General features: G+C 49.9%; 11 protein-coding genes and 1 pseudogene. 7 read left to right on the top strand and 5 right to left on the bottom strand.

Annotated features, from left to right (window positions below; translation table 11 throughout):
- Positions 1 to 31: 31 nt before the first annotated feature.
- From ACMV5I_RS06385 to rhuM, 5 genes and pseudogenes are all read left to right on the top strand, one after another.
- Complete coding sequence (locus ACMV5I_RS06385) at positions 32 to 811, top strand: outer membrane protein (RefSeq protein ID WP_414823915.1); 780 nt, start codon at positions 32 to 34, stop codon at positions 809 to 811.
- Between the two features lie 608 nt (positions 812 to 1419).
- A complete protein-coding gene (locus tag ACMV5I_RS06380) occupies positions 1420 to 1824 on the top strand; it encodes a hypothetical protein (RefSeq protein WP_414823914.1) in 405 nt (134 codons plus the stop codon).
- Between the two features lie 62 nt (positions 1825 to 1886).
- Positions 1887 to 2600, top strand: coding sequence for a helix-turn-helix transcriptional regulator (locus tag ACMV5I_RS06375; RefSeq protein WP_414823913.1), 714 nt, complete (start codon positions 1887 to 1889; stop codon positions 2598 to 2600).
- A 459-nt stretch (positions 2601 to 3059) separates the two neighbouring features.
- Positions 3060 to 3644 (top strand): tyrosine-type DNA invertase, encoded by a 585-nt coding sequence (locus ACMV5I_RS06370; RefSeq protein WP_414824014.1) that lies wholly within the window; start codon positions 3060 to 3062, stop codon positions 3642 to 3644.
- Positions 3645 to 4298: 654 nt separating this feature from the next.
- Positions 4299 to 4901: pseudogene (gene rhuM, locus ACMV5I_RS06365) on the top strand (RhuM family protein); the annotation flags it as partial.
- Positions 4902 to 4996: 95 nt separating this feature from the next.
- Here rhuM and ACMV5I_RS06360 read toward each other — a convergent pair.
- From ACMV5I_RS06360 to ACMV5I_RS06340, 5 genes are all read right to left on the bottom strand, one after another.
- Positions 4997 to 6256, bottom strand: coding sequence for an MFS transporter (locus tag ACMV5I_RS06360; RefSeq protein WP_202811453.1), 1260 nt, complete (start codon positions 6254 to 6256; stop codon positions 4997 to 4999).
- Between the two features lie 101 nt (positions 6257 to 6357).
- A complete protein-coding gene (locus tag ACMV5I_RS06355) occupies positions 6358 to 7329 on the bottom strand; it encodes a sugar phosphate isomerase/epimerase family protein (protein WP_414823912.1) in 972 nt (323 codons plus the stop codon).
- An 8-nt stretch (positions 7330 to 7337) separates the two neighbouring features.
- Complete coding sequence (locus ACMV5I_RS06350) at positions 7338 to 8045, bottom strand: GntR family transcriptional regulator (protein WP_261147686.1); 708 nt, start codon at positions 8043 to 8045, stop codon at positions 7338 to 7340.
- A gap of 216 nt (positions 8046 to 8261) precedes the next feature.
- Positions 8262 to 8855: a response regulator transcription factor gene (locus tag ACMV5I_RS06345; protein WP_121608172.1), complete on the bottom strand. Its 594-nt coding sequence runs from the start codon at positions 8853 to 8855 to the stop codon at positions 8262 to 8264.
- 14 nt (positions 8856 to 8869) lie between these two features.
- Positions 8870 to 10528 carry a Wzy polymerase domain-containing protein gene (locus ACMV5I_RS06340; RefSeq protein ID WP_414823911.1) on the bottom strand — a complete coding sequence of 553 codons (1659 nt, stop codon included), beginning with the start codon at positions 10526 to 10528 and terminating at the stop codon, positions 8870 to 8872.
- 608 nt (positions 10529 to 11136) lie between these two features.
- Between ACMV5I_RS06340 and ACMV5I_RS06335 the strand changes: the two genes are divergently transcribed.
- Together ACMV5I_RS06335 and ACMV5I_RS06330 are read left to right on the top strand one after the other, a co-directional pair.
- A complete protein-coding gene (locus ACMV5I_RS06335; protein ID WP_202671605.1) occupies positions 11137 to 11691 on the top strand; it encodes a fimbrial protein in 555 nt (184 codons plus the stop codon).
- A gap of 72 nt (positions 11692 to 11763) precedes the next feature.
- Positions 11764 to 12303 (top strand): fimbrial protein, encoded by a 540-nt coding sequence (locus tag ACMV5I_RS06330; protein ID WP_414823910.1) that lies wholly within the window; start codon positions 11764 to 11766, stop codon positions 12301 to 12303.
- The last annotated feature ends 52 nt before the right edge of the window (positions 12304 to 12355 follow it).

The following is a 12355-nucleotide window of genomic DNA, read 5'->3' as shown; positions in this document are numbered from 1 at the left end:
GAGCTAATTTTTGAGGCAGAGGGCAGTGATAATGAAAATGCGCGTATTGTCAGGAGTGATTTTTTCGCTGATGTCGGCGGGAGCCATGGCGGAAACAATTTCATCCGGTTTTTACCTTTCCGGCAAACTCGGGGCATCACAGTTCCGTAATTCGGAGAATACGGCGAGTGAAGCGGGGACTACGATAGGGGCTTTGAACTGGGATATGGGTAAATCGCAGTTGGAGAATACTTCCTCTTCTGTGTTCTCGCCGTCGATTGCCGTGGGTTATCGCTTTGCTGACGACTGGCAGCAGCCTGTCAGGGCTGAGCTGGCCTTCCAGACCTTCGGTAAATCCGAGAAAGACTTCTCGTTCAAACCGTCAGCCAACGGTTATTGGAACGGGGATGCTAAAAACAACTTCGCGTTACCGGCGACAGCCGACGTTCGTCAGAAGACACGCGTCAATACATTGATGGTGAACGCCTTCTATGACTTCCCGCTGGGCAACGACATTACACCGTATGTCATGGCAGGGGTGGGGGCAGCATTCGTGCGTCACAATATCGCGACCAGCAGCAATGTGGGCGGACAGGCGTTGGCCGAAGAAGGCTACAGCAGCAAGAAGACCAATCTGGCCTGGGCGTTGGGAGCCGGCGTTGCCTGGGATGTGACAGAACACGTCTCTGTTGAACTGGGTTACACCTATACGGATGCGGGGGACATTACCACGAATTGGTCTGCGGCCAACGGTATCATCAAAGGGGATGGCGATGTGCATTCTAAGATGCAACTGCATTCTCTGCATACCGGTGTGCGCTACCACTTTTAACCTCATCCCACATTGAATGACGGCTGCCGATGAGGTTTTCATACCTAATGTGACGTATTGGCGCCCCTGGCGGATTGCTGTGCTGTATTTTTATGTGTTTGCCTAAATATCAGGCCAAGGGCATTCTATGTGGGAGATTATTGCTGCTGGTATACTGTTTGTTTTTTCTGTTTTTTGTTTTATTAAACATTATAGAATCGTCAAAAACCGAAGTCTGAATACATTTAATCGACACGAAAATAAAGGTGATTAACCATTGGATAACTGAATGTTGTTATTTTTCAGGCTTTTTTTTAACGATGTATTTATCAAGCTGAGTTACTTAATTACACCTGTTTTTTGCCATCCGCGCGGCGGGTGGATGTGACATCTAGAGGAACGTTATCGATAGTCGAGCTGGCATGGCTGATGGGATTGGTAGAGCGAAAATTGTTTGACGCGCGCTCAGTGTTTTTACTTCTTAACTCCGCAAGCCAACACGCCTAGAGCTTTCGCCAATATATGCGCTTTTTGTGTAATGGTGGAATCTCAATTTATACGGTTGACGTTATTTCTCGATGGGTAACGTATTACGGCAAGTGCGATGAGCAGTAAGTGATGGAGAGCGTGTGTTCATGACATTTTTGGTGGCACTGGCCGTACTGGCGATGCTGTGGCTGGGTATCACGGCATTGCTGATTGGCGGGTTGTGGATATTACCGCCCCTGCAACCCGCACCTGCCTTGTGGTTTTGGCGATTTTTGCGCGGGGATAACGGGATATTTGGGACGCTACGCATCGGGGCAGTCATGGTTGGTACCGTGTGGCTTTCTCGGATAGCGGGGTTTTCTCTTTCGCCACCTATCCAAAACTCGCTGAGCTTGCTGCTAGGCATGGCAACTCTGGTGGCCGTGTTTAACGCCGGCCGCTGCGTTGCACTGTCCCCGACCGAAGAAATGATGTTTTGCGGCGCGCTGGGGGCCGGCTGGATGGGCATGCTGGCACTGGGATTTTACTGGCTTCTTTTCCCGTGAATGCCGGGTAACACCGCGCATGACATTGATTGCAGCGAGTCGCTCGCAAGGAGAGTAGAGATATGGCTGACCCCCAAAGCAATCGACTTTATACCTATGACTATGCGCCCGGCCTGGCTAGGTATACATCAGCGCCTGGTGAGGCACACGGCTGGTTTGTGGCATGTGTTGATGCCTGTAGCTACGGCCGTATGGGGCTGCATTCCGCGTTAAAACATCCTCCCTTTATGGAAGGGGGGAAGCGTGTCGTCGGTGTCAGTTCGTTGGATGAGGCGCTACAGATGACGTGGCCCTATGCATTAGATAATCAGATTGTGCGGTGCCTGGTCGTGCGGCTGCCGTCCCTGACCCGGGAGGCGTTAATAGCGTTGTTGCAACTGAGTGAGGTGATGCCGTACGCGGCGGAGCGTTATCATCAGGTGGTGGTGCTATCACCCTTTGATGTTGCGGGCGTACAGCCCCTGCTCACCGCTATGGGAATGGCCAATGTGCGTATTGTGGACGCCCGGCTTTCTCTGCCGGCACTGTGCAGTGCGGTATTAGCCACGCCAGAGGAATGGATGGCTGAGAGGGGGGGGATGAGTCACGAATTGACAGAACACGAACGCAGCGTATTGCGTCAAACACTGCAGTTTCGCTCTGTTCCACAACAGGCAAGAACGCGGCAAGTTAGTGTGAAGACCGTTTACAGCCAGCGGTTCAGTGCATTAATGAAACTGGGCGCGCAGGATATACGCTCTTTGTTAACTCTCCTTGCCCCGACAAAAAAAGAATGACGAGCAAAGCCAAAGAGGAGACGAGCACCGATGCACTCCCGACAATGTGAGAGCGGCGGTGGCGATGAACCAGTGGGCATGGTGGCTGGCATCTCTCGCTGCTGCGAGCTGCGTGGTGATGGAATTTCCGGCGCAGGATGTGGGTGACCTCCTCTCCCACTTCGCACATCTTCTGATGAAGGCTTATATAAGATGATCTGGAACTGAGGGGAATTGAACCCTCCCTGCGTGCTGCCGCCTGCTGTAGGGGAAAGTGTGTGCCACGGGGGAGCGCGACATCGTCATGAATGTGGGTAGCTAACATGACGACGACGAGAAGTTGATTTATTCATCAACGCTCTACGTTACGCGGTGAACGTCACAAATATTCAATTTCATATCATATATCTCATTTTAATTTGAAAATTGTTGCTACGTTCTTCTAAGAATATTCTTAGTTCAATCGAAGAGAGCGTAGTGATGAAACGTAAATATTTAACCGGGGAAGAAGTGCGGAGCCTGCTGAGAACGATTTCAAGGGACAGGGTTTCGTATCGCGATTACTGTATGGTGAGTATGGCCTTTGTACATGGGTTAAGGGTGAGCGAGCTGACAGGACTGAAAGTAACGGACTATGACCCTCTATCTAAAATGATACGTATCAAGCGATTGAAGGGAGGGTTGAGCACTAACCATCCGTTATTGCTGGAAGAGAACACCGTCCTTGGGTGCTGGCTGACCGAGCGCGAGACACGTCCGGGGAATCAGTCACCGTGGCTGTTTTTATCGCGGCAAGGGAGGCGCCTTTCCCGGCAGCGTTTTTATCAATTACTGCGAGAATATGGCAAAAAAGCCAATCTCCCTCTACCTATCCATCCCCACATGCTGCGACATGCTTGCGGGTATAATCTTGCCGAGCGCGGTAACGACACTCGATTGATTCAGGATTACCTGGGGCACCGTAATATTCGACACACGGTTCTTTATACGGCGGCCAATGCCGAAAGGTTTAACGGAGCCTGGATGAAAGGGAGTGATGGTTCTTCGAATTCACCGTTGGTATAACGCGAGTTGATATTGCCTAAAAGCGTCGGAAAGTAACTTTTTTGACTTTTCGTGTTTTCTGCCAGAATGGCAGGCATTGAGAATATTCTATTTTACCAATGTATTAAAAAATGCCCGAGAGAAGAGTTCGTCGGGCTAATGACCTCTCAAAATATCCGGGTAATATCGTTGAGGCTGAGCACCAAAGATATTCATCCGGGTACGACTCCCCGGGGTTTCACTGGTTTACTCTCACCCTGACGGCACCGATACTGGGATAAGCTTCTATCTCTAATAATAGCTGTTGGATCTCTACTTCATCAGAGGTCTAGGTTATTATCAATCCATTCCGATTCGGCTTAATGTTAAATACTGAGCTAGGTATAAACCACCCAGCCTTGATAGTATCTTCGCTATCGATTATCAGCCGCGGAGCGGGTTTCTTGATACCCCGGTTGGGCGCATAACCCACGGTAAACAATTGCCTCAACCAGGACGAGGTCAGCGAGCTCAACCGTGTGGTCCCCATATAGCGGGTTTTGCCGAAGGTCAGGCTAGCGTCGTCAGCAGTTGTTTCTGCGTGGCTGCACGCAAAATAAACGCCATTCGTGTAATGAGCTCCAACAGCTATCTCTGGCATACTAAGCGGATACAGCATTGTAAAGCGGAGGCGGCATGGCAGATAAACACTTAACCCAATCCCCGGCAGGCGAATTTGTGATGTTTGCCAGCGGCGATGGAAAAGTGCGCGTTGAATGTCGCTTTGAAAGCGATACCCTATGGTTATCTCAGGCAATGATCTGCGAGCTATACGGCAAAGCTAAAGCGACCATCAGCGAACACATCAAGAATATCGTTGAAGACGGTGAACTGGTCGAAAATTCAGTTGTTCGGTTTTACCGAACAACTGCCAGTGATGGGAAAAACTATCAGGTTCAATATTTTAGTTTGCCGATGATACTCGCCGTTGGCTACCGCGTCCGTTCAGCCCGAGGCACCCAATTCCGCCAGTGGGCCACCCAAACCCTTCAGGAATACCTGATCAAAGGCTTCGTGATGGACGACGAGCGGCTGAAAAATCCGCCTGTTGGAACATCGGCTGTACCTGACTATTTCGACGAGATGCTGGAACGCATCCGCGATATCCGCGCTAGCGAGCGCCGGGTTTATTTGCGCGTTCGGGAGATCTTTGCATTAGCCGCCGACTACCAGCCCTCACTCAAAGAGACCACGCAGTTTTTTCAAACCATCCAGAACAAGCTGCATTTTGCCTGTACCTCAACACAGTGCAGGACGGCTCCCTCTCCTTTTGGGAGAGGGTTGGGGTGAGGGGAAGTACTTATTGCGCAACCAATTGATTTAAAATTGATAAGTTACGCAGATGGTAACGCTTCAGGCTGGCGTTTTTGACGAATATTCTTGATCAGCAGAGCCGAAACGCAAATCCCGGCACAGGCAAACACCGCCATTAAACCAAAGACAATCTGGTAGCCCACGATCCCCGGGTTGGCGTCCAACACGTGGCCATACAGGCTGTAGCAAAACATGGCTGGCGCGTAACCAATGAAGCTACCCAGCGCCATCGCTGCACCGGTGTTTTTCTCACTGATCCCTGCTTCACCAATGGGGGCAAAGAACACCGCCCGCTGAGTAAATATCACTGCACCGAACACCAAGGTACACATCATGCCTAAATAAACTGGCATCTGCTCATGGGGCAGGACAATCAGCACCAGCAGGAAAATCGCGCTGATAATAAAGGTATAAAACAGATATTTACTCGGCGATTGCAAAACCTTGTCGGCAATTAAACCGCCGATCGGCCCACCCACCATTTTCAGGCAGTATTGATTAATGATCCCATAAGCGCCAACCAGCGCGATAGGCAATGCATAGATATTACTTAAGAACGGAATAAAGAAGGTGAGGCCACAATACACGGCGTAAACACAGAACACGCTAAAGGCGATGAGCCACACCGTTTTATTCTTTAATATACTGCCGAAGCCAGTTTTTTCAGTCTTGTCCTGCTCATCTTTTGTCACTGGCTCCTCCGCGTTGCCTTTCATGGCAAAGAAAAGGATGACGCCCACCAGAATGGCAATGGAGGAGTAAAACAGAATGCCCGCTTTAAACCCTAAGTAGCCGCCACCGAACCAGGCGAAAACGGCCAGCGCACTGAAGGCAATCACCGTATCGACAATGCCGCGCCCGGTTTCGAAGAAGCCAAACAGCCGCCCTTGCTGAGTATTGTCACCCAGCAAACTGACCGACTTCAACAGCACCGGCCAGTTGAGCATATCGCAGGTGACACCAAACAGCGCCCAGACAAACAGTATGCCCCAGTAGCCCGGCATGGTAGATAAATAAACGCCCAATAACCCTGTCGCAATCAATGAGAAAGACATGGTAAACCGGCGGGGTAAACGATCGGAAATATAGATAGATAAAAAGAAGCCGATAGTTGTGACGATGGAGTTAACCGACATCGCATTACCAATTTCACCATTGGTAAGATGGAAGTACTCCTGCATCGGGACATAAAAGGCATCTTTTAATGAAGGCAGTTTATAAATGGTCCCGCCGCATAGAACTAACAGACTAAATATAGTCCACTTCTTTTTTGTTAGCATAGTTCCACCTCACCACTGGATATCGTGGTGTTATTGACAGTTTTAGATAGCGTCATCCCATCTCAAATGAGATGCTTCGCCCTGGGTTGGTAAAATTTAAATTATTTCAATACGGCTAATGCATCCTGTTTTAATTCACTGAGGATTTCACGGACGTAATTTATTTGCTGTAATGCGTCGCTTAGCTCTTTATCCAGTCTTAGGTCTATATCTTGCTCGGGAAGCGGGGTTTCGCTCATTTCTCGCCAAGGTATCCATGGGTTGTGATCTTCACCGTCAAAGCGGAACGGTGGCGCATAGTAGTCCACTTCTTCCTCTAGGCCATAAGCCATAACCTGCGGTTGGTTTTCGCCCAGGCAAATAAGCTGCAACAGCAACTCCTTAAATGGCAAATGCCCTTGCCCTGAGATACAGGCTTTATGACCTAACCCGTTAACTTCGTGGGTGATCACCGCATCTTTAATATGCACCTGCGTGATTTGGCTGGCCATCGCGGCCAAGGCAGGGAGAGGCTCTTCGTTGGCGTTGATCATATTGGCGAAATCAAACAGTAACGAAAGCTGGGGGAAATCCGCCTTGGCCAGCAGGCTCATCAACTCGTGGCTTTTCAAATCTTCATGCTGTTCGAGCGTAAAGCTTAGGCCGCTATGCTGGTAGTTTTGTTTAATATACTGAATATCTTGTGCAATTTTCACCATCACGTCATCCAGGTTCCCTTCATAACGTGGATAGAACCTGACAGATGTTGCACCAGATTTGAGGGCAATAGCCACCGCCTGATCGAGGGTTTTGGCATCGGAGGCGCTGGTTTCGATATGCACATCCAGCCCTAGCTGGCGTGCCTTGTCGCCAAAACGGCTCAACTGCTCATCGCTCGCGCAGCCTAAAGATTGGCTCTCACCGTCAAGCACGTGGATCTTCACGCCCTTCAACCGTTGCTGGTTGGCAATATCCAACAGATCCTCAGGTAATATCTTTTCCATTCTCATATTCAGATGGAATGCGTAGGCATGCAGATACAGTGGAATATCCGCTACACGCTGCAAAATCTTGTTCGCTTGTAAACGATCCATGATGTTCCCTATAGGTCGATAAAAAATTCCACGGACTCAAAACGCCAATGCTCGATATCGATCTGCACGATGCGGTTTTGTTCATCGGCGCGATATTTTTTAACCCGTATGGAAGGGGTACCCACAGTACCGCCCATCCCTTGGCTGGCTCCGCCAGAAAGGCGGGTCGGTTTAAATTCCAGATGCCGGGTGTGTGTTTTTTTGGCAAAGGTTGTCGCCCAGACTTCCGCAAACGAGCGCTCACCCAGTTCATCGATAAAACCAGGTGCAACCTGCGTATTGATATAGGTTTCGTGGTAGAACACCTTGTGGCTATCCAATGCTCCCCAGCCGCAGATCTTGTAAAGCTCAGCGCCTTCCGCAACTTCAAGCAGGGACAAAATCTCCGGCGGTGCAGTGCGAACGCACTCTTTTGCCAGATAGCCCCAGGAAGGTAAACGCCCTTGTTCCATCGCGGCCTGTTTGAAGCTGGTGGAGCTATTAGGGCTGTAATTAAAGCGCGGCAACGCAACAAACCAGCCGCGACGATCCTTACGAAAGATCTTCGATTCGCCTTCCAGAAACAGTAGCGCCTGGCGCAACGTCATGCGCTTAATCCCCAGCAGCTCTTCCAGTTCGCGCTCAGAAGGCAGCTTGCTCCCTGGGGCGACAACCCCTTGGCTCAGCCACTCATTGAGCCGGTGCTTCGCCAGTTCTACGGTTGAGGTGTTTTCCATGCATTAACCCATTTGGTTTAAACCAGATTGCAGGCAACGTTACTCTCAGTCCGCAATGATGACAATGGGCGTGCTGTGGGCTAGCGATTGAATTGTGAACTCTCTCGCAGAATCCAGGGGATTTGTCGTTATAAACGTTATTCGTGTCATGAGTGGCGGCGGGTCTCGTCGTCTCTGCCCATGGGTTGACGGTTGCGCACAAGCGGTGGGAAGCCGTCACGCGGTGTAACGTGAGATAGGGTTGTGCAGCAGCCAGTTGTGTAAATCAGAGGTCCGTTTAAGCTGCAATTTGCCCATTGCGGCTCGCTTATGGCCGCTTACCGTTTTTTCATGCAGCTGCATGTTGTTGGCTATCTTGCTGGCCCGCATTCCTTTGGCAACGTAATACATCACTTCTTTCTGGCGCGGTGTCAGTAAGGCCATTGGGTTTTCAATAGCAGCCAGCTCTTCATGGCTATAGGAGGCCTTTTTACTGATGGCCTCATCAACCAGTGCTAGCAAGGCGGCACAAGATTGGTGCCGATTAAACCTACGTTGAATCAGGCGATTGAAAAGGAAGTTTTTCTCCCCGGATGTGACGATGATTAAGCGGGAGGAAAGATATCGTTCAGTCAGCAGGTTGCTAGGTAGGCGATAATGAGTATTGCTTGGCGTCCAGAAGATCAAATCGGCCATTGGGTACGACAGTGGGTTATTGGTAAAATGTAACTTAATGCCTTTGGCGAGAAAATGTTCCGTTAAGAGCTTTTCTAGCCCGGCAGAAAAAAATTGATCCAGGTCGTTGATCAGGACTTGCAGTATCGGTGTCATAAAACAGCTTCCGGTTATTGAGGAATAAAAGGGGTAATAAAACGCGTATCGTCAGGAAACAGGCTATGAGCCTCTTGGCGTAACCTGCTGTGGGTTATCGCATCCTGCTGGTATTGCGCGATGGCCAGCCAGGAAGCGTAAACATTGTTGTCGACTCGTCGGGAAAGGTAGTTTTGTGCCCAGCGTACATAGCCGTTGAGCAGGGCAGGATCGCGGGTTTGGTTAAAGGCCAGCAGAGCGTGCGTCTGTTGGTCGTAGTGCCAGCGTTCGCTATTCACCCACAGATCATATTTCATCGCCACGCGGGCCGGTTCAATGTCTGCCAGGTGGTTACGTTCAACGGAAGTTAAAGCCAGGTTGGCATTCAATCCGCACCCCGCCAGCAGCAGGGTCGCTGCGGAAAGTGCCGGGATCATGCCGCTAAGCAAGGCGCTGGTGGGCGCTGAAAGTGAACGGCGTTCTGTTACTCCGCTGGTCAGCCGATCCAACTGTGCCAACAGCAGTAAAAAGATCGCCCAATGTGCGGTGGAAAGGGTAAACGGATATTCGGTTTGGGTGTGCAGCAATATTGGCAGCAGTACGCAGATCAGCGCCCGTGCCAGGGTAACTCGCTGTGGGTTTGCGTGCCTTGCTGGCCGACATACTCGCCACACCAATTTTGCACCGGCATAAATCAGTATCAGCACCCCGATTAATGCAACGACACCGCCTTCTGCCCACCACAACAGCAGCTCATTGTGAGGATGGGTCACGACACCCAGGCCCTGAGTGGAGAATCCCTGTGCCAACCGATAATGCTGGAAGCTATATTCGAAGCCGCCGTATCCCCAGCCCAGCCAGGGTTTCTCGCTAATCATGTCCAGGGTTGTGCTTAGCATTGTCAGCCGGGCGTGGTTTGAGCCTGCATGTACTACATCTGCAATGTTGCCGCTTAGCTGGAAAGCAATGGCCAAAGCGACGCTCAGCATGATGATGCCTACGGCGACGAGAGTCTGTGCCCGGGCCGTTTTCCAGCCCAGCAGCAGTAGCAGAACGCTGGAGATTCCGCCGCCAAGCCAGCCGATCCTCGATTGCAGCCAGACCAAGAGCGCTGGAAATACCAATAGCAGGAGCCCTAAGGCATATTGCCGGAGGCGCTCAGCTTTTTTGCAGGGTAAAGCAAAGCCCGGCAGCAAAAATAGCAATAACGCCAGTGCCAGGCCGGTAGCGATAAAGCTGGCCAGCACATTTACTTGCTGGAATACGCCATAAGGCCGTCCGATGAGCTGTGGGTACGCAAACCATTCAGGTACGGCATCCGGCACCACCAATTGCAGTAACGCAATAACGGTCTGGAAAACAGTGGCGGTCAGGATGGCGTACAGTAGCCAAGGTTGCCAGCGGTACAGCGGCGAGCACTGTTGCAAAGAGAGATAAAATACCGCGCCACCGGCCAGCGCAAACCAGCGTGAAAAAGCAACGTCCCACCATTGGGGGGAGGTATAGAGCAAAGGCACGGCCAAAATGACGATGGCCAGCAGCAGCCAGCGGGTGGTTGCAGTAAGAGAAATGATTTTCTTAGCCGGCAGCGTTAGCCAAATTGTGGTGACGGCGGCGGCCATCACGCCCCAGGTAATAATATTTTGCGGCAGCTTTAAACCACTCCCACCCATATTAGGTAGATATAGCGGCATGATAAGTAGTAGCCACAATAAGGCTATGCCTATTGGCAGTAGCTGTCGGGACTGATGTTTTGCTAATGGCATAAGATACTGCATGCTAATTGATGAACCTCATTAGAACGCTATTCTGCACGGGCAGTTATTGAATAACACTCTGTTTTTACTTGAATAAATGACCATTTCCGAGAACAATGTCATCACAACGGGTGGGGTGGCGTTTTTTGTGTATTATCCAACGATTATGTCGCAAATCAACATAAATCAGATCAAAATATCAATAATGAATTACATGCTAGTTTTATACTCTGTTTTGTGGTGGTTTTTTAGATTATTTATTTTTGCGCGTGACTTTATTTAAACCACCTTGGGCTTTTATGGCGAAATTGACCTGGATCTATTTTTGCGCTTTTCATCAGACTATTCTGTTTGTAATAATATGTTCCGACGCAAGGGGCTTCTGCATAATCAATCGCGAATGCCAAGTCGACATTTTGTTTTAACTGTTATTGTTCTCTCAATAATAGCGTTAAGCAATAAATAAACGTTGAGAGCTGTGTGACTATATATTCAATATATTCGCATTGGATGCTCTCACCATTAAGCATTTAAAGGAATATGGAATGAAATTGAACAAGATTGTTCTCGCTGTCTCTTTGACCTTCGGGATCGCCTCTTTCGCTCATGCAGCTGCTGATGTTGCTTATAAAGACCAGGGGCATGGTACTGTCACCTTCACCGGTTCTATTATTGATGCACCATGCTCTATCGATCCGGACACTATCGACCAAACCGTTAATCTGGGTCAGGTATCGAACGTGGCACTGGAGGACGATGGCAACACAGGTACTTCTACACCTAAGTTCTTCGAAATTCGCCTGGAAAAATGCAACATCAGTGGTGATGCAAGTAAATCAGTTACCGCTAAATTCACCGGCGCCAAAGGCGTTCCAGATGGTTCGCTGGGTATTGCTGGTAGTGCCAAAGGTGCCAGCATCATCATGACAGACGGCGATGGCCATCTGATTAAACTGGGTGATGCGACTGCAACGCAAACGCTGCAAAATGGCAAGAATACCTTATTGTTCTCCGCCTACCTGCAAGGTGACGGTGCTTCTGCAACCATCACTCCGGGTGACTTCAAGAGCGTAGCTAACTTTACCTTGGCTTATCAGTGATATAGCAATAGGTTGTGCATGTGGGGCTGCCCACATGCATGCCTTCCCGGCAGCCATTTGCGAGTACTGTTTATGTCAATAAAAGCAGTCGGTTACACTCTATTTTTACTGTTGAGTCTGTGTAGCGTGGGCCAGGGATGGGCCAAGGACCCACAGGGCTGGGGAAGAGTGAATATGGTGGGGGCGATTATTGAAACCGCCTGCGCGATAGACATCAGCAGCCGTGATCAAACCATCAATATGGGCGTGGTGCCAATCGGCCAAATTGCCCGCGATGGTCAGGGAGTCATACGGCCCTTTTCTATTCGCTTGGTGAACTGCATCCTGACGCGTAACGATAAAACATTACCAGACTGGCGCCGCTTTCAAATCACCTTTGATGGGCATGCGGACGCTGGGTTATTTAGCATATCCGGCTCAGCCAGAGGCCTGGCACTACAAATTTCAGACGGTCAGGGAAATATCGCCACGCCGGGCGCACCATTGCCCTTAGGCGAGATTAGACCCAGTGAGATGTTATTAAATTATTCTTTACGCTTGGTGAGTAATCGCCAGGTATTACGTGCCGGTGAGTACAATTCGACGGTGAAATTTAAAATGGATTATTACTGATCCACCTCCACCGGTTCTCCACTGATGATGGGTAAATTTATTGCGTAGTCAT

Source organism: Serratia sp. T13T92 (assembly GCF_047530105.1).
GTDB classification, from domain to species: domain Bacteria; phylum Pseudomonadota; class Gammaproteobacteria; order Enterobacterales; family Enterobacteriaceae; genus Chania; species Chania fonticola.
This window is presented reverse-complemented; position numbering and strand designations above follow the sequence as displayed.

Excerpts from the sequence above, each read along its gene's own strand:
- ACMV5I_RS06385 (WP_414823915.1), top strand. The coding sequence starts at position 32 with ATGAAAATGCGCGTATTGTCAGGAGTGATTTTTTCGCTGATGTCGGCG.
- ACMV5I_RS06375 (WP_414823913.1), top strand. The coding sequence starts at position 1,887 with ATGGCTGACCCCCAAAGCAATCGACTTTATACCTATGACTATGCGCCC.
- ACMV5I_RS06370 (WP_414824014.1), top strand. The coding sequence starts at position 3,060 with ATGAAACGTAAATATTTAACCGGGGAAGAAGTGCGGAGCCTGCTGAGA.
- ACMV5I_RS06360 (WP_202811453.1), bottom strand. The coding sequence starts at position 6,256 with ATGCTAACAAAAAAGAAGTGGACTATATTTAGTCTGTTAGTTCTATGC.
- ACMV5I_RS06355 (WP_414823912.1), bottom strand. The coding sequence starts at position 7,329 with ATGGATCGTTTACAAGCGAACAAGATTTTGCAGCGTGTAGCGGATATT.
- ACMV5I_RS06350 (WP_261147686.1), bottom strand. The coding sequence starts at position 8,045 with ATGGAAAACACCTCAACCGTAGAACTGGCGAAGCACCGGCTCAATGAG.
- ACMV5I_RS06345 (WP_121608172.1), bottom strand. The coding sequence starts at position 8,855 with ATGACACCGATACTGCAAGTCCTGATCAACGACCTGGATCAATTTTTT.
- ACMV5I_RS06340 (WP_414823911.1), bottom strand. The coding sequence starts at position 10,528 with ATGCCGCTATATCTACCTAATATGGGTGGGAGTGGTTTAAAGCTGCCG.
- ACMV5I_RS06335 (WP_202671605.1), top strand. The coding sequence starts at position 11,137 with ATGAAATTGAACAAGATTGTTCTCGCTGTCTCTTTGACCTTCGGGATC.
- ACMV5I_RS06330 (WP_414823910.1), top strand. The coding sequence starts at position 11,764 with ATGTCAATAAAAGCAGTCGGTTACACTCTATTTTTACTGTTGAGTCTG.